This window comes from uncultured Comamonas sp. (assembly GCF_964277875.1).
Classification (GTDB): domain Bacteria; phylum Pseudomonadota; class Gammaproteobacteria; order Burkholderiales; family Burkholderiaceae_C; genus Comamonas; species Comamonas sediminis.
In genome coordinates this window covers 48782-69018 of the sequence record NZ_CAXYJV010000008.1, presented here as the reverse complement: position 1 = coordinate 69018, position 20237 = coordinate 48782, and the positions used below count along the sequence as shown (strand labels likewise).

Here is a 20237-nt window from a genome sequence, read left to right as displayed (position 1 = left end):
CTGCGTCACACGGGGATTGCAGGCACAATCGCAGCCCATGCCTACGCTGTCGAGACAACAACTGGTGACCCTGGGCCTGCTGACCCTGGTCTGGGGCCTGAACTGGCCGGTGATGAAAACAGGGGTTCAGCACTTCCCGCCGCTGAGCTTTCGCGCGCTGTCGATGCTGATCGGTCTGCCGTTGCTGGCGCTGGGCCTGGTGGTGCTGAAGGTGCCGTTCCGGCTGGAGCGCCGTTACTGGGGCCCGCTGCTGGTGCTGGGTTTTTTCAACATGGTGATGTGGCACACGCTGATCATCGTGGCCATCCCGCTGTTGCCCAGCGGCCGGGCGGCCATCCTCGGCTACACCATGCCTATTTTTTCAGCAGCGCTGGGCGCACTGTTCTTCAGCGACCGGCTGCCCCCGCGCGCCTGGATGGGTGTGGCCGCTGCCGCTGGCGGCGTGTTGCTGCTGCTGTGGAATGAGATGGACAAGCTCGGCGGCAAGCCCACCGGCGTGGCACTGATGCTGCTGGCCGCCGCCAGCTGGGCGCTGGGCACCCAGCTGCTGCGCCGCACCCGCATCCCCGCAGCCACGTTGACCCTGGCCTTCTGGATGACGGTGATGACCACCGCCTGCCTGTGCCTGCTGGCCACGGTGCTCGAGCGTCCACGCTGGCATGCGCCCGACCCGGTGGCCTGGGGCACCATCCTGTTCAATGCCGTGCTGGTGATCGGCTTTGCCCAGGTGGCCTGGTTCTTTCTGGTGCGCACCTTGCCACCGCTGGCGTCCACGTTGAGCGTGATGCTGATCCCCGTGCTCGGCGTCTTCAGCGGCGCCTGGTGGCTGGGTGAGATCCTGCACTGGCAGGACTGGACCGCGGTGGCCTTGATGGTGCTGGCCATTGCCTCGGTGCTCTGGCCCAGCCGGGCACGCGGCTGAGCCTGCGCGAGGCCGTCCTGGGCCGCTGGTATCAGCGGGCTGCAGGTGGCACGGGTGCGGCCAGGCTGTCGTTGTCCATCGTCAGGTAGACCAGCACCAGCAGCAAGGTGATGAAGAAGCGGAAGGCATCGGGCACGCCGTTCCACTCCTTGGACATCCACATGCCAAACCACTCGCCGCCCACCGACATGAAGCCCACCTGCCAGGTGAGAAAGCCCAAGGTGAGCCCCGCAATCGCCCATTTTTTGGCGGCGCGAAAGCCGGCGGCATCGGCATGGCGGGCCCGCAAGAGCTTGCTGCCCCCGATCCAGCACAGCACGGCCGTCAGCGTTTCCAGCGCAATGATGCCGGCATAGCCCAGGTGGTGGAGCCATTGCGCCTCGATGGCGCGGTACATGATGCCGTTGCCGGGGAAGGTGGTGTCCATCAGGAACACATGGTGCACAAAGGCAAAGTTGGTGGCGTAATCGGTGATATTGCCAAAAGCCACCAAGGTGGCGAAGAAAGCCATGGCCAGCACCATGGCGGACTTGGACAGACGAATCATCATTCGAAGCTCCAGACGTGAGAGAGTGAGAAAGGGACAGGAAAAAGACAGACGGATGCCGTGGCGCCGAACGACAAGGTTCGGCACCTGATCCATCAAAGATGTGCCAACGCAGCGTTGGCGGGGAGGTGTGCAAGAAGCACGCAGGCGCGCAGATCGGGACTGGAAAACCTGAAGCCGGCAGCGGGTCTGGGAAACACGCAGGCCGACGGGATCGAATGTCGCGCCAGGAGGGAGGCTGGATTCTGCCAGCCTGTGATGGCGGCTGTCAACGCCGGCCGTTCCGGCCATAAAAAAACGCACTGCCCAAGGGGAGTGCGTTCTTTGTAGCAGCCGGGCGCGGGCCCGGCAGGGGATCAGCGAGGCGCGTTCAGCAGACGGGTCACATCGCGGTCGTTGGGCAAGGCATAGTCGTAGCCCGACAGGATGCGGCTGTCTTCGGTACGCACCAGCTTGAGACTGACGTAGGTGAAGTTGGCCGCCGGCGAGAAGGTGCCGACCAGCACCATCGAGGCGTTCTGGCTGCGGGCGATGTCGCGCATCTCGCGCGACAGCAGCAGCTCGCCGGTGCCTTCGCGCACATACAGATCGGTGCGCAGCTTGACTTCCTTGACGTAGAAGCCCCGGGCAGCCATCTGGTTGGCATAGATCTCGGACAAGGTGCGGCCCAGAGGCGACGAGGCGCCCATGTTGTTCACGTTGACCACGGTGGCCACCAGCACCGGACCGGTTCCGGTCGACTGCGGCGCGACCGAGGCGGTCAGCTTGTTGATCGCATCCTGGCTGTTGGCCAGAAAGATGCTGGCATCGGCGGACTGGTAGGTGGGCTCGCTGCGCACCGTGCTCACGGGCTGGGCAGGCTCGGTCCAGCTGGCGCAACCCGCCAGCACAGTGGCACAGGCCACAGCAGCAAGGGTGGTCAGTCGCCGCATCATTGGTTCACCACCTTCATGTTGACGGCGCGGTAGGCTTGCGTCTTGGCGAACTGGCCAACCGTGGCATTGTCGACATAGTAGACGTTGGACTTGCGCGCGACGTACTGGCCCTGGCGCAGCACCGTGGTGGTCAGCAGCACTTCGGAGTAAGCCGGCGCGCCAGCGATGGTGGCGGCCTGGTAGTCGGTGCCGATGGTCGGGCTCACGCCAGCGATGACCTGGCCATTGTCGCCTTCATAGGCCCAGTTGCCGGCCTGCTGCAGGTTGTGGTGCACGATCTTGGCGTCGTAGCTCACCTCCAGTTGCTGGCCCGGGGTGGTGTAGACCGATGCGCCATGCTGCACCAGCTTGGTCACGACCAGGTCGTGGAACACGCTGTCAAAGGCGCTGGCGTTCTGTGGCAGGGCCACATACAAGGGCGTCTTGGCGTTCAGACCATTGCGCTCCAGCGTCGCCAGGGTGTCAGCGACCACTTCGCTGGCCATCAGGTCCCAGTGGCCTGCGGCACGCACCTTCATCTGGGTTGGCTGCGCATAGTTGGCGCCGTATGGAACGGGCGCCTCTACCGCGCAACCCGTCAACGCAAGCACGGCGCTTGCCAGCGCCGCCGCTCCGATGGTCTTTTTCAAAGCCATGTTTCCCTCCTCGGAATTAGATAGCCGACGGGCCAACACCCGCCCAGGCTTGCATCCATTGTTGTAGATGTGGTGGTGCCAAGACAAGAGAAACGATCCAAAGTGCGAACAGAGCCATGCATTTTGTTGTTTTTGCTCACACTTTGGAACGGTCATTTGCCCGCCCTGAAAGCTCAGCCTGCGGCGCGCTTTTGCAGAATTTCGAAAGCTGGCAAGGTCTTGCCTTCCAATACTTCCAAAAACGCACCACCTCCGGTGGAGATATAACCAATCTTGTCTTCGATGCCGTACTTGGCAATGGCGGCCAAAGTGTCACCACCGCCGGCAATGCTGAACGCGGGCGACTGGGCAATGGCCTGCGCCAAGGTTTCGGTGCCGTGCGCAAACGCATCGAACTCGAACACGCCCACCGGGCCGTTCCAGACGATGGTGCCGGCCTTCTTGAGCTGCTCGGCCAGGCGGGCGGCCGTCTCCGGGCCGATATCCAGGATCAGGTCGTCATCGGCCACATCGGTGGCGCGCTTGATGGTCGCTTCGGCATCGGCAGCAAAGGTCTTGGCGACGACCACATCGGTCGGAATCGGCACATCGGCACCGCGAGCGGCCATCGCATCGATCACCGCCTTGGCATCGCCGACCAGGTCGGCTTCGGCCAGCGACTTGCCGATTTTCAGGCCCGCAGCCAGCATGAAGGTGTTGGCGATGCCGCCGCCGACGATCAGCTGGTCCACGTTGCTGGACAGCGATTGCAGGATGGTCAGCTTGGTCGACACCTTGGAGCCCGCGACGATGGCCACCAGCGGACGCGCTGGCGCTGCCAGTGCCTTGGTGATGGCATCGATCTCGGCCGACAGCAGCGGGCCGGCGCAGGCGGTCTTCGCGTACTCGGCGATGCCGTAGGTTGTGCCTTCGGCGCGGTGGGCCGTGCCAAAGGCGTCATTCACATAGATGTCGCACAGCCGGGCCAGCTTTTGCGCCAGCGCGGGCAGGTTTTTCTTTTCGCCGACATTGGTGCGGCAGTTCTCTAGCATCACGACCTGGCCGGGTGCCACGTTGACGCCATCGACCCAGTCGGCGATCAGCGGCACTTCGCGGCCCAGCAGCTGGCCCAGGCGCTGGGCGACGGGGGCGAGCGAGTCCTCGGGCTTGAAGGCGCCTTCGGTGGGGCGGCCCAGGTGGCTGGTCACCATCACGGCGGCGCCGGCCTTGAGCGCCATCTCGATCGCAGGGACCGACGCACGCACACGCGTGTCTTCGGTGATCTCGCCCGCGTCGTTGAGCGGCACATTCAGATCGGAGCGGATGAAAACGCGTTGGCCTTGCACCTTGCCTTGGGCACACAGGTCGGAGAAACGAAGGATGTTCATGGGAATGGCTACCAAAGAGTCTAGAAACTGGGGCACAGGCCTTGGGAGCGGCCGAGCATGGCCGCCATTGTAGAGGCCTGCCCGGCCGCTCCCAAGCTGGCGGTCGCGCCGGCGTCTCTTCGCAGGTTTACCAGCCCAGGCCGATATGCAAAGGCAGGTAGACCGCCATGCCCACCACAATCGTGCCCAGGATGCCGCGCTTTTTGAAGTAATACACGGTCGCGCAGATCACCGCCGGAATGCGGGCGTCGAGCAAGGTGTCGGTCAGCTCGCCCTTGACCATCAGGAGCTCCGGCGCAATGACGGCCATCAGGGCCGCCAGCGGTGCGTATTTGAGGCCGCGCTTGAGCCAGTCGGGCAACGGCAGCTCGTTCTTCGGGATCATGAAGAACGCACGGGTGACCACGGTGATGACGGTCAGGCCCACAATGGCGGTCAGCTGGTACAGCAGATCCCAGTCGTCCTGGCTCATCGCACATGCTCCTCGCGCACGGGCACGGCTGTCGTGCCATCGTCGGGCTGCTCGGGCCCGGGCGACGGCAGCGGCTTGTTCTTGGCGACGACCACGATCTTGGGCTTGCGGCCGCGCTGGTCCACCGCCTCGACCAGCAGGCCGATGGTGACGGCGCAGGCAATCGCCACCAGGATGTTGAGCTTGAGCGGAATGCCGTAGGCCGCAATCGCCGCTGTCGCGGCCACCAGCGCCGCCACCTTGGTGGCGCGGTCGATCAGCATCGAGTACAGCACGCCCAACAGCGCCAGCACGCCGGCAAAGCCCAGGCCCCACTCCAGCGGCACCACATTGGCAAGCAAGATGCCGGCGATCGAGAAGCCCTGCCAGGTGATGAAGTTGAGCGACGAGGCGCCCCAGAAGTAGTACACCTGCTGGGGCTTGGCCACCGGCGCGGTGTAGCGGCGCATGAAGGCCACAAAGATCACATCACCGCTGAAATAGCCAATGCACAGGCGGTGCCACAGCGGCAGGTGCGCAAAATAGCTGCGCCACATGCTCGACAGAATGACAAAGCGCAGGTTCACGCAGGCCGCCGTGAACCAGACCACCCACATCGGCGAGCCCATCGCCATCAGCGGCAGCACCGCCAGCTGGGCGCTGCCGGCATAGACCACCAGGGACATGAAGATGGCCATGGGCGCGGAGATACCCGCCTTGACCATCGCCACGCCAGTGACCAGCGCCCAGGCCGCAATGCCCACGGCCGTGCCCGACATGTCGACCACACCGGCACGGAAACTGGGATGGTCGATGGCGCGGCGCCGGTGGTGCAGGCTCATGGAGCCGCCACGGATGGCCTGCCGTCGCCCAGAACCTGGCCGGGTTGCAGCGCATGGCCGCGCAGAAAATCTGCGGCCTGCAAGCGCTTGCCACCGGGCCGCTGCAGTTCGCTAATGCGCAACGCACCTTCGCCGCAGGCCACCACGATGCCTTGGTCATCCGCCACCAGCACCTGGCCGGGGACGGCATCGGCGGGCGAATGCCGCTCGGGCTGCGCCGCCCAGATCTTGACCACCTCGTCCCCCATGTGGGTGGAGGTTGCCGGGAAGGGGTTGAAGGCGCGCACACGGCGATCGATCTGTTCCGCACCCATTGACCAGTCAATCGCGCTTTCGGCCTTTTCGATCTTGTGCGCATAGGTGATGCCTTCTGCCGGCTGCGGCTCGCGCTGCAGGCGGCCTTCGTCGCTCAAGGCCAGCGCCTGCACCAGCATGCGGCCGCCCAGCGCTGCCAGCTTGTCGTGCAGGCTGGCGGTGGTGTCCTGGGCGGCAATGTCCAGCGCCTCGACCAGGCACATGTCGCCGGTATCCAGACCCGCGTCCATCTGCATGATGGTGACGCCGGTCTGCGCGTCACCGGCCTCGATCGCTCGGTGAATGGGTGCGGCACCGCGCCAGCGCGGCAGCAGGCTGGCGTGGATGTTGAGACAGCCCTTGGCAGGCAAGTCCAGCACCCATTGCGGCAGGATCAATCCGTAAGCCGCCACCACCATCACATCGGGCTGGGCGGCCAGCAGCGCTGCGCGCGCAGCAGCCGCTTCTTCGGGGTATTTGCCATCCAGGCGCAGGCTGCGTGGCTGGCTGACGGCAATGCCATGCGCCAGCGCGCACTGCTTGACTGGGGAGGCCTGCAGCTTCATGCCTCGGCCGGCGGGCCGGTCCGGCTGGGTCAACACCAGCGGCACCTCATGACCGGCGGCCAGCAGCTGCTCCAGCGCCACACGGGCGAATTCCGGCGTGCCGGCGAAAACTACTTTCATGTCTTTTTAGCGGGAGTAAGGGGCAAGCGGCGATCCGCCCTGGCACAGCGGCACTCAGTCACGCTGGCGGGGCTCGGGCAGGGGCTCATCGATGAACATCAGCTTTTGCACCACACCTTGCGGATCGACGTGCACATGCGCGAATCGCTTGATGCCATTGTCCCAGAATCGGTAGGTCCAGACCTGTCCCGTGAAGCTCCAGACCCGGGTGATTTCCATCGGCGGGCCAAAATCCTGCAGCAGCTGCTGCTGCGTGAACTGGCCCAGCGGGATCGCGCCAAAGTTGCCGGCCGTCAGCACCTGGGTGGTCGTCTCCAATTGGCCATCGGCACCAAATTGCAGCTGGTAGGCCTCGCGCCCCATCGGTTGGGTGGTGTAGAGCCAGCGCTCACCGCCGCCATCGAGCTTTTTGACGGTATTGGCAGGCCCCAGCTTGCTCAGCACCTCCTGCTGCGGAGTGCCGGGCTTGAACTGGGTCGGATAGGCGCAGCCAGCCAGGGCCGCGCACAGGATGAGCAAGGCCATCGCGCCCCACGCGCGGCCAGGCAGCCAGCTCCGTGAAGATCGCGTGGTGCCCATATCAGCCCTTGGCGTCGGCCAGTTCGCGCTTTTGCTGCTTGACCAGCTTGGACTTGATGCGGTTGCGCTTGAGCGGCGACAGGTACTCGACAAATACCTTGCCCAGCAGGTGGTCCATCTCATGCTGGATGCAGATGGCCAGCAGACCTTCGGCGTCGATCTCGCGGCTGTTGCCGTGCTCGTCGAGCGCCTTGATCTTGACCGCTACCGAACGCTCCACGCCGTCGTAGATGCCGGGTACCGACAGACAGCCCTCATCGCCGACCTGCTTCTCGTCGCTGGCCCAGATGATTTCCGGGTTGATGAGGGCCATCGGCTCGTTGCGCTCTTCAGAGACGTCGATCACCACCACGCGCTCATGCACGTCGATCTGCGTGGCTGCCAGGCCGATACCGCTGGCGTCGTACATGGTGGCCAGCATGTCCTGGACCAGGGTACGGATGCGGTCATCGACCACGGCCACGGGCTTGGCAACCTTGTGCAGACGGGGATCGGGGTAGCAGAGAATCGGGAGGATAGACATAGTTTTCACTTGTGAATGTCGTTATTTTCGCCACTTTTGCGCTTCAATGCCCGGATGCCTTGCAATAATCATTGATCGATCAAGGGCTTGGCCCGAGAATCAGAGGCAATTACAAACATTGACAGTAGGCCCACTGTGGCCTGCCAGCGACTGAGAGGGAGTCACCCGGCCATGCGAGCATCCACCACGCCCCTGTTCCACCAGCTGCGCAGCAGCGCCATTGCAGCCGCCTGCATGGCCTGCGCCGGCCTGAGTGCCTGGGCCGCCACGCCGGCTGCGCAGCTGCCGGTCACCGCGCAGCAACGCAGCACCGCCCAGCAAGTGGCGGCGCAGGGCATCCCCGAGGCCGAGCTGGCCGCCAATGCACCCGATACCTATATCGTCAAGCGTGGCGACACGCTGTGGGACATCTCGCGCGTCTACCTGCAGCAACCCTGGCGCTGGCCCGCGCTGTGGGGCATGAACCTGCAGACCATTGCCAACCCGCACCTGATCTACCCCGGCCAGACCCTGTACCTGGAACGCCGCAATGGCATGGCGCGTCTGGTCACATCGCGCTCGGGCGAGGAGGAAGTCATCCGCATCTCGCCACGCGTGCGCAGTGAAAGCCTGTCCGGCACCGCGCTGCCGGCTGTCAACCAGCGCCTGATCGAGGCCTTCCTGGTGGAGCCCGAGGTGCTGTCCGCCGGCGAGAGCGAAAAAGCCCCGCGCCTGGTCGGTGCCGCGCAAGAGCGCGCACTGCTGTCGCCCGGCGACCGTGTCTATGGCCGCTCGGCCGACCAGTCGCTGGAGATGGGGCAGGAGCGCCAGTACTACCGCGTGTTCCGCAATGCCGTGCCCATGGTCGACCCGGAAACCAATGCCATCCTGGGCTATGAAGCGCAGTACCTCGGCAAGGTGCAGCTGATGGCGGGCGAGCGCCAGGAGACGACCCTGGACGCCAAGGGCAATGCGCACACCGATCCGGTGCCCGCATCGCTCGATATCACCGCAGTGAAGGAGGAAATCCGCGTCGGCGACAAGCTGCTGCCGATGCCGCGCATCCAGGTCACCAGCTATGTGCCGCATGCGCCCGATGAGCATCTGCAGGGCAGCGTGATGTCGATCTACGGCAGCAACAGCGTGGCCTATGCATCGCGCAACAATGTGATCGCGATCAACCGGGGCCAGGCCGACGGTGTCGAGCTCGGCCATGTCTTCCGCCTGATGACACGCGGCGCGCGCATCAAGGACAAGACCGACAGCGACCAGACCGTCATCAAGCTGCCCAACGAGGCCAATGGCCTGGCCATGGTCTTTCGCACCTTCGACAAGGTGTCCTACGCGCTGATCCTCGAAGCCAAGGAAGGGGTGAAGGTCGGCGACGCGCTGATCTCGCCCGACTACCGCCCCTGACGCAGTGGACGGCACCGCAGCGCTGGCCCCATGACCGAACAAGAGCTGCACGACTGGATACGCCTGGCAGCGACCCCTGGCCTGGGGAACACCGGCATCCGGCGTCTGCTGGCGCGCTTTGGCCTGCCGGGTGCGGTACTGGCCCAGACTGCGGCACAGTTGGAGAGCTGCATCACACCTGCGCAAGCGCGGGCGCTGCTGAACCCCAGCGCTGAGCTGCAGGCGCTGCAGGCCACCACCTGGAGCTGGCTGGCCAGCGCGCCCGCACCTTTGGTGCGGCATGTGCTGACCCTGGGCGACGCCGGCTACCCGTCCGCGCTGCTCGAAACCGCCGACCCGCCCGTGTTGCTGTACATCACCGGCCATGCCCGCTGGTTCGAGGGGCCAGGTCCGGCATGGCCGCACAAGGCGCTGGCGATGGTCGGCAGCCGCAACCCCACGCCGCAGGGCGTGCAGAATGCCCGTGCTTTTGCCCAGACCCTCGTGCGCCAGGGCATCACCGTCATCTCCGGCATGGCGCTGGGCATCGATGCCGCTGCCCACGCCGGTGCGCTGGAAGCTGCAACCGGCCGGCAGCCCGCCACCATCGCCGTGATCGGCACCGGCATCGACCGGGTCTACCCCCGCGCCAACCATGCGCTGGCTGCACAGATTGCCGAGCAGGGCTGGATTGTCAGCGAGTACCACCTAGGCACGCCCCCGCTGGCGCAGAACTTTCCCAAACGCAACCGCCTGATAGCGGGTCTGGCCAGCGGCACCTTGGTGGTCGAGGCCGCGACCGCCTCGGGATCGCTGGTCACCGCCCGCCTGGCCAGCGAGCAGGGGCGCGAGGTTTTTGCGATCCCCGGCTCCATCCATGCGCCACAGAGCAAAGGCTGCCATGCGCTGATCCGCCAGGGCGCCAAGCTGGTGGAATCGGTGGAAGATATTCTGGAAGAACTGCCTGCGTTGGGCGCTGCGGCCCGGGCGCCAGCCGCAGAACCTGCGCCGGTGGATACCTCTGGCGCAGCGGCCAGTTACGATAGGCATGAAGACGAGGGCTTGCTGCAGGCACTGGGTTTTGACCCGGTCGATCTGGACAGCCTGTGCAGCCGCACCGGCATCGATATCGCCCGCCTGCAGATTCAGCTGCTGGAGCTGGAGCTGCAAGGCCGGGTGGCACGCCTGCCGGGCGGCTTGTTCCAGTGCCTGGCGGCAGGCTAGAACCGCAGCCAGTTACTGCAACAGCCGTTCGGGGTTGGCCTCGATCTTGGCCAGCGCATCGCGCGCGGCACGGGCCGTGATGCCTTCGGCATCGCGCGGCAGCAGCAGGCCGGCCTGCAGGTAATGGCCCATGCGCCGCATCTGGAAGAGAAAGCAGGAGCCGCTCAGCGCTGCAAACAGATGCAGCTGCTTGTGCTGGCTGTGCCAGACGTACTGCACCTGCAGCGGGCTGGCATTGTGGTCCAGCAGGAACCAGTTGCCCAGCGACAGATTCTTCGCCCACTCCAGTACCTCGGGCTGCACCAGCGCGCCATCGTCGGCAATCACCTGGATGCTGCTGGTGTCGATGCCCAGCATCAGCTCGATGCTCTCGGCGCTGAGCGGATACTCTTCGGTCACCACCTCGTCGAGTGCGTCTTCCAGATGGGCCAGGCGCTCTGCCAGCGCAATGATGCGCTCCTGCGGGATCTCATTGGTCTTGGCCAGGAAGGCCTCGGCCACGATATCCATCAGGCTCTTGATGATTTCGTCCTGGCGCTCGCCGACGATGTTCGACAGGGTCAGGCCCTGGCGCAGCACGGTCTGCAACAGCGGCAGCTGGCGGATCACCCGGGCGCGCTCTTCCTTGCTGGGCTTGGCCGATGCCGACCAGACCAGGTCCAGCGCCGCCTTCTTGAATTTCTGTGTGTTCTCGTGCTCGGCCCCGAAGCGGATCGCCGACATCGCCAGCACATCGGACCACTGCTTGAACAGGAACTCCCGCACATCGCTGTCGACCGGCATCTCCAGCAGCATGTCGCGCAGCTGGATGGTGTACTGGATGGCCAGCGTCTCCTTTTGCTCGATCTGCTGGGCCAGGCTGACCAGCTCGCGCGCGGTCGCGGTCTGGCCGGTCAGGTTCTTTTCGAGGAATTTCTGGAATTCCTTGAGCACCAGCTGGAACACGCGGCTGCCGGTGTCCGGGTACTGCTCGATGACCTGCACGACCCGTTTGACCTCGGCCTCCAACGTCGTGCCATTGAGCGCAGCCGCCTCAAAGCCCAGCACGCAAGCGCCCATGCGGTCGATCAGCTGGCGCGCCGGGTGTTCGGTGTCGTTGAAGAACGCCGGCTCGGCCAGCGCCACGCGCAGCACCGGCACCTGCAGGCGCGCAAACCAGATGCGGATACCGGCCGGAATGCGGTCCTCGTTCAGAATGCTCTGGAACATCAAGGCGATGATCTCGATGATCGCCTTTTCCTCGTCGGACGAGGCCACGCTCTTGAGCGCCGAGGACTGCTGGCGCACCGCCAACGCCACCGGTGCCACCACCTGGACGGCGTCCATATCGTCATCGGCCGGCGCGGTATGGAACCAGGCCGACTGGATCGCCGTGGGCGGCGACACCAGTGCGTGCTGCAGCGCCGGCGAGATCACATAGCCACCCGCTGCCCCCAGCGATGCGCGCACCGAGGTGGGACCACCATTGGAGCGGCTACCGGCAACGCCCTGCAAGAACCCGCGCAGCTGCGCGAGCACGCCCTGGCTCTTTTGGCGCGCTGCGCCGATCGCGGCCCAACCGGCACCGCCTGCCGGCATCAAGCCCGAGGGCATGCTGGCGACACCGGAGACCGCACCCGCTTGTGCTGCCGCCATACCCGCCAACTGCTGGGCAGCAGCGGCAGCCATGGCGGCGGCAGCGGCTGCGGGGCGTTCGGTTTCCGTGCGTTTGATGCGGTAGCTGCGCAGCTCGTCTTCGGTGGCAGCGCCTTGCTCGTCGTAGAAGCGCCGGACCGCCGTGTAGACGCTGATGCCCAGCGGTGCCAGGATTTCCAGCATCGGCGCCCACAGCAGGTCCAGTGTCTTGCGGCTGAGGCCTGCCGCCTCCCAGGCCTCGATCAGGCGCAGGCACCAGGTCTCGGGCCGCAGGGCGTCGGCGGGGCCCAGCTCCTGGTCTTCCAGAAACTGGGTCACACGGCGCACGCTGTTGAGCTCGGCTGCGACCAGCTCCAGCAGCTGGGCTGCCAGGCGCGAGGCGATGATGCGCCCCTCGATGGCTTCGTTGCTGACCAGCTCCAAGCTGGTGATGGTCGGGGGCGCAGCCACCGGCTCGGGGGCCGGCTCGCCAGCCAGCAGGCTCTGGCGCAGCAGCTTGTTGGCGCTGTCCAGCCAGGCTTGCTGGCGGCTGTCAAACTCGGCAATCGCGGCAGACAGCGCCACATGCGAGCGGGAGGGATCGGTGCTGGGCCGCGCGATGATCTGGAGCAGCTCGGCGCGCAAGCGCGCCGCCACCCCGGGCAGACCCGCGCACAAACCACCGACAAATCTCAGCCGCGCTTCACGGGCGAGCTTTTTTTGCCAGCTGCGATGGTGCGAAGGTGCAACAGCCACAGAAATCCCATCCCTTTATCGATCTTTATACCGTGGCCCCGGCATTGGGGTCGTTCGGGTCCAGGTCCTTCTGGCTGACCTTGACCAGGTCTTCCCGCTTGACGCCCAGCCACATCGCGATGGCCGCGGCCACGAATACCGACGAGTAGATACCAAAAAGAATACCAATGGTCAGCGCCAATGCAAAGTAATGCAAGCTGGCGCCGCCAAAAAGAAACATCGACAGTACCATCGCCTCGGTCGAAGCGTGGGTGATGATGGTGCGGCTCATCGTCGAGGTGATGGCGTGGTCGATCACTTCGGGCGTGCTGAGCTTGCGGAACTTGCGGAACGCTTCGCGGATCCGGTCAAAAATCACCACCGATTCATTGACCGAGTACCCCAGCACCGCCAGTACACCGGCAAGCACGGCCAGCGAGAACTCCCACTGGAAGAAGGCGAAGAAGCCCAGGATGATCACCACGTCATGCAAGTTGGCAATGGCCGCGGCGACACCGAACTTCCACTCGAAGCGCATCGCCAGGTAGATCACGATGCCCAGCACCACCGCAGCCAGCGCCATCAGGCCGCCGTGCACCAGCTCCTCACCCACAGAGGGGCCGACGAACTCGCTGCGAAGCAAGGTCACGCCGGGGTCGGCCGCCTTCAGCGCGCCCATGACCTTCTCGCCCTGCTGGGCCGTGGTCACGCCTTTTTCAATCGGCAGGCGAATCATCACGCGGTCGGCGCTGCCCACGTTCTGCACCAGGATGTCCTGGTAGCCGAGCGAGGCGACCTGTTCGCGGATCTTGCCCACATCGGCAGGCTGCTCGTAGGCCACCTGCATGACGGTACCGCCGGTGAACTCCACCGACAGGTGCAGGCCACGGGTGGTCAGGAAGAACACCGCCAGCACGAAGGTGATGACCGAAATCGCGTTGAGCACCAACGCATATTTCATGAAAGGGATGTCTTTTTTGATACGGAAGAATTCCATGGTCTTCCTCCTTAACGTTTAGCAGATGCCACGGAGCGGTGGTCTTCGCCCTCGGGCTTCCACACCTGGCCGATCGACACGCTCTTGAGCTTCTTGCGGCGGCCATACCAGAGGTTGACCAGGCCACGCGAGAAGAACACGGCCGAGAACATGCTGGTCAAAATGCCGATGCAGTGCACCACGGCAAAGCCGCGCACCGGGCCGGAGCCAAAGGCCAGCAGCGCCAGGCCCACGATCAGGGTGGTGACATTGGAGTCGAGAATCGTGTGCCAGGCATGTTCATAACCGGCATGGATGGCCGCCTGGGGTGACGCACCGGCGCGCAGTTCTTCGCGCACCCGTTCATTGATCAGCACGTTCGAGTCAATGGCCACACCGATGGCCAGCGCCATGGCGGCAATGCCCGGCAGGGTCAACGTAGCCTGCAGCATCGACAGGATGGCCAGCAGCAGCAACACGTTCACGCCCAGCGCAATGGTCGAGACCACGCCAAAGACCATGTAGTAGATGCACATGAAGACGGCAATCGCGATGAAGCCCCCCACGATGCTCTTGATACCGGCTTCCACGTTCTCTTTACCCATGCTCGGGCCGATCGTGTATTCCTCGATGATTTCCATCGGCGCGGCCAGCGAGCCGGCGCGCAGCAGCAGCGAGGTATCGCTGGCTTCCTTGGTCGACATGCTGCCCGAGATCTGCACGCGGCCGCCACCGATTTCGGAGCGGATCACCGGGGCGGTCACCACTTGGCCCTTGCCCTTTTCAAACAGCAGGATGGCCATGCGCTTGCCAATGTTCTCGCGCGTGACGTCCTTGAAGATGTTCGCGCCCTTGCCATCCAGGGTCAGGTTGACGGTCGCTTCATGGGTCTGGCTGTCAAAGCCGGGCTGCGCGTCGTTCAGGTTCTCGCCGGTCAGGATGACCTGCTTTTTCACGACGATGGACTGGCCATGCGGGTCGCTGTATTTTTCAGAGCCAAATGGCACGGGGCCGGTGCCCATTTCGGCGGCGCGCGCGTCCGAGCTGTCGTCGACCATGCGCACTTCCAAGGTAGCGGTACGGCCCAGGATGTCCTTGGCCTGTGCCGGATCCTGCACACCGGGCAGCTGCACCACGATGCGGTCGGAGCCTTGCTGCTGGATCACCGGCTCGGCCACGCCCAGCTCATTGATACGGTTGTGCAAGGTCGTGATGTTCTGCTTGAGCGCTTGCTCTTGCACGCTGCGCAGCGATTCAGGCTTGATGTTGGCCCGCACCACATAGGCGCCGCCGGTGCTGACCACATTGGCCTGCAGGTCCGGCATGGTGTCCACAATCAGGTTGCGCACCGTCGTGGCCGTGGCCTCGTCTTGCAGGCGCACCTCCAGCGACTGGCCTTCGCGGTTCACACCGCCGTGGCGAATCTTCTTGTCGCGCAGCGCCAGACGCACATCGCTGGTCAGCGCTTCGGTGCGCTTGGTCAGCGCCGCCTGCATGTCCACCTGCAAGGTGAAGTGCACGCCACCGCGCAAGTCCAGACCCAGGTACATGGGCTTGGCATGCAGGGCGGTAAGCCAGGCGGGCGAGCGGGAGATCAGGTTCAGCGCCACCACATAGGAGGGGTCGCTGCTGTCCGGGATCAGCACGCGCTCGAGCACGCCCTTGGCCTTGAGCTGCTCGTCTTCCTTGTCGAAGCGGGCGCGGATCGAACCGTTTTCCAGCGCGATACTCAGCGGCTTGACGTCGGCATCGGCCAGCGCCGATTCCACGCGCTGCTGCAATGCAGAATCCACGGTGACAGTGGCCTTGACCGAGGCCACCTGGACAGCAGGCGCCTCACCAAAAAAGTTGGGCAGGGTGTAAACAACCCCTACCAGAAGCGCGATCACAATGATCGCGTACTTCCAGACCGGATAACGGTTCATGATCGCGCTCTTACCTTACGCAAAATAGAAGGCGCAGCCATGCTGCGCCAATTGCTGTTTCAACGATGGATTACTTCAGCGTACCCTTGGGCAGCACCTGCACCACAGCACCACGCTGCAGTTGCACGACGACGCCCTGGGCCAACTCTACTTGCAGGAACTGTTCGTCCAGGCCCACCACGCGGCCCACGAGGCCCCCAGTGGTGGCCACTTCGTCGCCCTTGACCAGCGCATCGATCATGGCACGGGCTTCCTTTTGGCGCTTCATCTGAGGACGGATCATCAGGAAATACAGCACCACAAACATCAGCACCAAGGGCAGCATGCTGGTGAGGGTGGAGGTCATGCCGCCGGAGGCAGCAGCAGCCGGTGCGGTCTGGGCAAAAGCAGAAGAGATAAACAAATGAAGCTCCCAACGTGGATGCAGGCCTTGCCTGGATGACCAAAACCAAGACCCAAAGAGAAGCATTGTATGCGTGCCCCTCTGCGAACACCCAGGCAATACCTTGGATGCCTCTGGTTTTTCCGGTTGTTTTCATGGAATTAAGCAGCTTTCATGCCAGCGCATTGGTAGAAGCCACTATGGCAGATACTGCCGCTTAAGTGGTATTTGCACGCCAAAGTCGCCGCGAGCACCGCCCTGCCCCAGGCGCTGTGACAAATTTGTCACGCCCGTTGGCTGCAGCCGCTGACAAAAAAGCCGCCTGGCTTGGCGCGCAGGCGGCTCGATCCACTCGCTTTCACCCGTCAACCGGGCTTCAGACCTGTGCCGGTTCGGGCTTGGCAGCAGCCGCGGCTGCCGCTGCGTCATCGGCAGGCGCACGCCAGCGTGCCATCAGCTGCTGCCATTTGCTGCGGGCGGCGGCCAGGTGGCGTTCCTTGACATGGCCGTAACCACGGATGTCTTCGGGAATGCTGGCGATTTCCACGGCCAGCGCCAAGCGCTCGGCGCTCAGGCGCTGCAGCAGCTCCTCGATGCATGCGCGGTACTCCTGGATCAGCGCGCGCTCGGTGCGGCGCTCTTCGGTGCGGCCAAAGACATCGAGGGCGCCGCCGCGCAGGCCCTTGAGCCCCGCCAGCACACCAAAGGCCTTGCGCATCCAGCCGCCGTAGGCCTTCTTGACCAGCTCGCCCTTGTCATTGCGCTTCGCCGTGGTGGGCGGCGCCAGGTGGTGCACGATCTTGTAGTCGCCCTCGAACATGCTGGCAATCTTCTCGCTGAACTCGGCCGTGGTGTGCAGGCGCGCCACCTCGTACTCGTCCTTGTAGGCCATCAGCTTGAACAGGTAGCGCGCCACCGCTTGCGACAGGCGCGTGCTGCTGCCCAGCCTGGCTTCGGCCGCATGCACCTTGTTCACAAAGGCTTCGTAGTCGGCCGCGTAGGCGCTGTCCTGGTAATCGGTCAGGAAAGCCACGCGCTTGGCCACCAGCTCCTGCAACGAGGGCTTTTTGACCAGCTGGATCACCTGCTGGGCGGCAAACATGGCCTGCACCTGGGGCAGGTTGGCGGCGCACTGGCGGCCCCATTCAAACGCAGCCTTGTTGTTGTCCACCTGCACGCCGTTCAGCTCCATCGCCCGCATCAGCGCCGCATGGGACAGCGGCACCCGGCCCTTTTGCCAGGCATAGCCCAGGATCAGCGGGTTGGTGTAGATGCTGTCGCCCAGCGCCTGGGTCGCAATGTGCTCGGCATCGAACATGCCCACACCCTCTTGGCCCACGGCCGCCAGGATCGCCGATTCGCAACCCGCCTCGGGGAACTGCCAGTTCGGGTTGTGCACGAAGGCCGCCGTGGGCGCGCCATGGGTGTTGAGCGCGACAAAGGTACGGCCCTGCTGCATGGCAGCCAACGTGGTCTTGTTGGCCGCGACGATGGGGTCGCAGCCGATGACCAGGTCGGCCTTGGCGGTGTCCACCTTGGTGGTGTAGATCGCGTCGGGCGAGTTGGCGATCTGGATATGGCTCCAGGTCGAGCCGCCCTTTTGCGCCAGACCGGCCGCATCCTGCGTGACCACGCCCTTGCCTTCCAGGTGGGCGGCCATGCCCAGTAGCGAGCCAATGGTGATCACACCCGTGCCGCCCACACCCGCCACCACAATGCCCCAGGCCTGGGTGGCCACGGGCAGGACGGGATCGGGCAACGCAGGCAGCTTGGCCATATCACCCTTTTTCTCCTTCTTGGCCTTTTTGAGCTGGCCGCCTTCGATGGTGACAAAGCTCGGGCAGAAGCCCTTGACGCAGGAGAAATCCTTGTTGCAGGTGCTTTGGTTGATCTTGCGCTTGCGGCCAAAATCGGTCTCGACCGGCTCGACCGACAGGCAGTTGGACTGCACCGAGCAGTCGCCGCAGCCTTCGCAGACCGCCTCGTTGATGATGACGGTCTTGGCCGGGGTGGCCAGCGTGCCGCGTTTGCGGCGGCGGCGCTTTTCGGTCGCGCAGGTCTGGTCGTAGATGATGGCCGTCGTGCCCTTGAGCTCACGGAACTCGCGCTGGATGCGGTCGAGCTCGTCGCGGTGGTGCACGGTCACTCCGGCGCCCAGCTGCACGCCGTCATACTTTTCCGGCTCGTCGCTGACGATGACCAGCTTCTTGACCCCTTCGGACAACAGGCTGGTCATGATCTGCAGCACCGAGTGGCCCTCGGGGCGCTCGCCCACGCGCTGGCCACCGGTCATCGCCACCGCGTCGTTGTACAGCACCTTGTAGGTGATGTTCACGCCCGAGGCAATGCTCTGGCGGATGGCCAGCAAACCGCTGTGGAAGTAGGTGCCATCGCCCAGGTTCGAGAAAATATGCTGGTCGGTGGTGAACGGCGCCTGGCCGACCCAGGTCACGCCTTCGCCGCCCATCTGCGTGAAGGTGCTGGTGTGGCGGTCGGGCATCCAGTTGACCATGTAGTGGCAGCCGATGCCGGCTACCGCGCGGCTGCCTTCAGGCACGCGGGTGCTGGTGTTGTGCGGGCAGCCGCTGCAGAACCAGGGCAGGCGGTCCACCGACTCCTGCTTGCTGTCCTTCAGACCCTGTTCACGCGCGGCAATCACCTGCAGGCGCGCATCCATGCGGCGCACGATGTCGTCGGGCACGCCGAGCTTCTTCAGACGCTTGGCCAGCGCCTGCGCAATCAGCGCCGGGGTCAGGTCGGCCTTGGGGCGCAGCAACCAGTGGTTGCTGGGGTTGGGCACCGACCACTCGCCGCCCGAGTGGTCGCCCTCGATCTCGTCGAACTTGCCCAGCACATGGGGGCGCACATCGGAGCGCCAGTTGTACAGCTCTTCCTTGAGCTGGTACTCGATCATCTGGCGCTTTTCCTCGACCACCAGAATCTCCTGCAGACCCATCGCAAAGTCGCGGGTGATGGAGGCCTCCAGCGGCCAGACGACGTTGACCTTGTGCAGCCGGATGCCCAGCTGGCGGCAGGTGTCATCGTCCAGGCCCAGGTCGATCAACGCCTGGCGCGTGTCATTGAAGGCCTTGCCGCTGGCGATGATGCCAAAGCGGTCATTCGGCGTGGAGATCACGTTGTAGTTGAGCTTGTTGGCACGGATATACGCCAGTGCCGCATACCACTTGTAGTCCATCAGACGCGCTTCCTGCTCCAGCGGCGCATCGGGCCAGCGGATGTGCAGGCCGCCAGGCGGCATCACAAAGTCATCGGGGGTGATGATGTTGACCCGGTCCGGGTCCACCGAGATGCTGGCCGACGACTCCACGATCTCCTGGATCGTCTTCATGCCCGACCAGACGCCGGAGAAACGGCTCAGCGCAAAGGCATGCAGGCCCATGTCCAGGATGTCCTGCACGCTGGAGGGGAAGAACACCGGCGAGCCCACGGCCTTGAAGATGTGGTCACTCTGGTGCGCCGCCGTCGAGGACTTGCTGATGTGGTCATCGCCGGCCAGCGCAATCACGCCGCCGTGCTTGGCCGTGCCGGCCATGTTGGCATGCTTGAACACGTCCACGCTGCGGTCCACGCCCGGGCCCTTGCCGTACCAGATGCCGAAGACACCGTCGAACTTCTTGCTCTGCGGATACAGGTCGAGTTGCTGCGTGCCCCAGACGGCGGTGGCGCCCAGCTCTTCGTTGACGCCGGGCTGGAACTCGATGTTGTTGTCCTTGAGGTGCTTCTTGGCCGCCCACAGCGCCTGGTCGTAGCCGCCCAGAGGCGATCCACGGTAGCCGCTGATAAAGCCTGCGGTGTTGAGACCTTCCAATGCATCGCGCTGGCGCTGCAGCATCGGCAGGCGAACAAGGGCTTGCACCCCGCTCATGAAGGCACGGCCATGGGCCAGTGCGTATTTGTCGTCGAGCGTGACGGTTTCCAGCGCCTTGCGGATGTGGTCAGGCAGTGAAGCGTTCATCACACACCTCCTTGGCCAACAAGCTCGTCGCCAAATACGCCACGTGCGGCTGCGCCGCCCGCTGCATACTTGTATTGCAACCTGCGTTGCAGGTTGTCTTCAAGCGTTACCGTCTCCAGCGCTTTGCGGACGGACTCGGGGAGTGAGGCATTCATCGTCTTGTCTCCTGGGGAGAGCCCCCGGTGGCCGCTTGTGGCAGGTCCGGGATTGTGGGGCGTTATAAGAAGCTGGAACCAAGTCCAGCAGGCGG

Annotated in this window: 18 protein-coding genes; 3 read left to right on the top strand and 15 right to left on the bottom strand. The window is 64.5% G+C overall.

What is annotated here, in order from left to right; translation table 11 throughout:
* Positions 1-37: 37 nt before the first annotated feature.
* The gene (locus tag ACHWUQ_RS03815) at positions 38-922 is read left to right on the top strand and encodes a DMT family transporter (protein WP_312527996.1); all 885 of its coding nucleotides are present in this window, start codon (positions 38-40) and stop codon (positions 920-922) included.
* 31 nt (positions 923-953) lie between these two features.
* Here ACHWUQ_RS03815 and ACHWUQ_RS03810 read toward each other — a convergent pair whose 3' ends face one another.
* From ACHWUQ_RS03810 to def, 9 genes are all read right to left on the bottom strand, one after another.
* Positions 954-1472 (bottom strand): DUF2165 domain-containing protein, encoded by a 519-nt coding sequence (locus ACHWUQ_RS03810; protein WP_312527994.1) that lies wholly within the window; start codon positions 1470-1472, stop codon positions 954-956.
* Between the two features lie 353 nt (positions 1473-1825).
* On the bottom strand, positions 1826-2401 hold the full coding sequence (locus tag ACHWUQ_RS03805; RefSeq protein WP_312411824.1) for a FlgO family outer membrane protein: 576 nt from the start codon (positions 2399-2401) through the stop codon (positions 1826-1828).
* A complete protein-coding gene (locus ACHWUQ_RS03800; protein WP_239809804.1) occupies positions 2401-3039 on the bottom strand; it encodes a hypothetical protein in 639 nt (212 codons plus the stop codon). The genes ACHWUQ_RS03805 and ACHWUQ_RS03800 overlap by 1 nt, the downstream gene beginning before the upstream one ends.
* A 173-nt stretch (positions 3040-3212) precedes the next feature.
* Positions 3213-4406 carry a phosphoglycerate kinase gene (locus ACHWUQ_RS03795; RefSeq protein ID WP_394680388.1) on the bottom strand — a complete coding sequence of 398 codons (1194 nt, stop codon included), beginning with the start codon at positions 4404-4406 and terminating at the stop codon, positions 3213-3215.
* Positions 4407-4533: 127 nt separating this feature from the next.
* The gene (locus ACHWUQ_RS03790) at positions 4534-4878 is read right to left on the bottom strand and encodes an AzlD domain-containing protein (protein WP_239809806.1); all 345 of its coding nucleotides are present in this window, start codon (positions 4876-4878) and stop codon (positions 4534-4536) included.
* A complete protein-coding gene (locus tag ACHWUQ_RS03785; protein WP_133856333.1) occupies positions 4875-5699 on the bottom strand; it encodes an AzlC family ABC transporter permease in 825 nt (274 codons plus the stop codon). Before ACHWUQ_RS03785 ends, ACHWUQ_RS03790 begins: the two co-directional genes overlap by 4 nt.
* Entirely contained in the window at positions 5696-6679 is a 984-nt protein-coding gene (gene fmt, locus ACHWUQ_RS03780) for a methionyl-tRNA formyltransferase (protein ID WP_394680387.1), read from the bottom strand. The genes ACHWUQ_RS03785 and fmt overlap by 4 nt, the downstream gene beginning before the upstream one ends.
* A gap of 54 nt (positions 6680-6733) precedes the next feature.
* Positions 6734-7204, bottom strand: coding sequence for a hypothetical protein (locus ACHWUQ_RS03775; protein ID WP_394680386.1), 471 nt, complete (start codon positions 7202-7204; stop codon positions 6734-6736).
* 55 nt (positions 7205-7259) lie between these two features.
* Complete coding sequence (def, locus tag ACHWUQ_RS03770) at positions 7260-7781, bottom strand: peptide deformylase (protein ID WP_312411845.1); 522 nt, start codon at positions 7779-7781, stop codon at positions 7260-7262.
* 171 nt (positions 7782-7952) lie between these two features.
* Here def and ACHWUQ_RS03765 point away from each other — a divergent pair, with 171 nt between their 5' ends.
* Positions 7953-9176 (top strand): LysM peptidoglycan-binding domain-containing protein, encoded by a 1224-nt coding sequence (locus tag ACHWUQ_RS03765; protein ID WP_394680385.1) that lies wholly within the window; start codon positions 7953-7955, stop codon positions 9174-9176.
* 30 nt (positions 9177-9206) lie between these two features.
* The gene (gene dprA / locus ACHWUQ_RS03760; RefSeq protein ID WP_394680384.1) at positions 9207-10379 is read left to right on the top strand and encodes a DNA-processing protein DprA; all 1173 of its coding nucleotides are present in this window, start codon (positions 9207-9209) and stop codon (positions 10377-10379) included.
* Positions 10380-10391: 12 nt separating this feature from the next.
* Here the strand turns inward: dprA and ACHWUQ_RS03755 are convergent, their stop codons facing one another.
* From ACHWUQ_RS03755 to ACHWUQ_RS03730, 6 genes are all read right to left on the bottom strand, one after another.
* Positions 10392-12749: a DUF1631 family protein gene (locus ACHWUQ_RS03755; protein WP_239809812.1), complete on the bottom strand. Its 2358-nt coding sequence runs from the start codon at positions 12747-12749 to the stop codon at positions 10392-10394.
* Between the two features lie 25 nt (positions 12750-12774).
* Entirely contained in the window at positions 12775-13725 is a 951-nt protein-coding gene (secF, locus tag ACHWUQ_RS03750) for a protein translocase subunit SecF (RefSeq protein ID WP_239809813.1), read from the bottom strand.
* Positions 13726-13736: 11 nt separating this feature from the next.
* The gene (gene secD / locus ACHWUQ_RS03745; protein WP_313329623.1) at positions 13737-15629 is read right to left on the bottom strand and encodes a protein translocase subunit SecD; all 1893 of its coding nucleotides are present in this window, start codon (positions 15627-15629) and stop codon (positions 13737-13739) included.
* 70 nt (positions 15630-15699) lie between these two features.
* Positions 15700-16032, bottom strand: a complete 333-nt coding sequence (gene yajC, locus ACHWUQ_RS03740) for a preprotein translocase subunit YajC (RefSeq protein WP_394680383.1) — start codon at positions 16030-16032, stop codon at positions 15700-15702.
* A 355-nt stretch (positions 16033-16387) separates the two neighbouring features.
* Entirely contained in the window at positions 16388-19987 is a 3600-nt protein-coding gene (locus ACHWUQ_RS03735) for an indolepyruvate ferredoxin oxidoreductase family protein (protein ID WP_394680382.1), read from the bottom strand.
* On the bottom strand, positions 19987-20142 hold the full coding sequence (locus ACHWUQ_RS03730) for a hypothetical protein (protein WP_394680381.1): 156 nt from the start codon (positions 20140-20142) through the stop codon (positions 19987-19989). The genes ACHWUQ_RS03735 and ACHWUQ_RS03730 overlap by 1 nt, the downstream gene beginning before the upstream one ends.
* Between the last annotated feature and the right edge of the window lie 95 nt (positions 20143-20237).

Bases quoted from the DNA above. Each gene is read 5' to 3' on its own strand.
- ACHWUQ_RS03810 (WP_312527994.1), bottom strand. From the start codon at position 1,472: ATGATGATTCGTCTGTCCAAGTCCGCCATGGTGCTGGCCATGGCTTTC.
- ACHWUQ_RS03795 (WP_394680388.1), bottom strand. From the start codon at position 4,406: ATGAACATCCTTCGTTTCTCCGACCTGTGTGCCCAAGGCAAGGTGCAA.
- ACHWUQ_RS03800 (WP_239809804.1), bottom strand. From the start codon at position 3,039: ATGGCTTTGAAAAAGACCATCGGAGCGGCGGCGCTGGCAAGCGCCGTG.
- ACHWUQ_RS03730 (WP_394680381.1), bottom strand. From the start codon at position 20,142: ATGAATGCCTCACTCCCCGAGTCCGTCCGCAAAGCGCTGGAGACGGTA.
- fmt (WP_394680387.1), bottom strand. From the start codon at position 6,679: ATGAAAGTAGTTTTCGCCGGCACGCCGGAATTCGCCCGTGTGGCGCTG.
- ACHWUQ_RS03765 (WP_394680385.1), top strand. From the start codon at position 7,953: ATGCGAGCATCCACCACGCCCCTGTTCCACCAGCTGCGCAGCAGCGCC.
- ACHWUQ_RS03815 (WP_312527996.1), top strand. From the start codon at position 38: ATGCCTACGCTGTCGAGACAACAACTGGTGACCCTGGGCCTGCTGACC.
- ACHWUQ_RS03735 (WP_394680382.1), bottom strand. From the start codon at position 19,987: ATGAACGCTTCACTGCCTGACCACATCCGCAAGGCGCTGGAAACCGTC.
- ACHWUQ_RS03805 (WP_312411824.1), bottom strand. From the start codon at position 2,401: ATGCGGCGACTGACCACCCTTGCTGCTGTGGCCTGTGCCACTGTGCTG.
- ACHWUQ_RS03790 (WP_239809806.1), bottom strand. From the start codon at position 4,878: ATGAGCCAGGACGACTGGGATCTGCTGTACCAGCTGACCGCCATTGTG.
- ACHWUQ_RS03785 (WP_133856333.1), bottom strand. From the start codon at position 5,699: ATGAGCCTGCACCACCGGCGCCGCGCCATCGACCATCCCAGTTTCCGT.
- secF (WP_239809813.1), bottom strand. From the start codon at position 13,725: ATGGAATTCTTCCGTATCAAAAAAGACATCCCTTTCATGAAATATGCG.
- ACHWUQ_RS03775 (WP_394680386.1), bottom strand. From the start codon at position 7,204: ATGGCCTTGCTCATCCTGTGCGCGGCCCTGGCTGGCTGCGCCTATCCG.
- secD (WP_313329623.1), bottom strand. From the start codon at position 15,629: ATGAACCGTTATCCGGTCTGGAAGTACGCGATCATTGTGATCGCGCTT.
- dprA (WP_394680384.1), top strand. From the start codon at position 9,207: ATGACCGAACAAGAGCTGCACGACTGGATACGCCTGGCAGCGACCCCT.
- def (WP_312411845.1), bottom strand. From the start codon at position 7,781: ATGTCTATCCTCCCGATTCTCTGCTACCCCGATCCCCGTCTGCACAAG.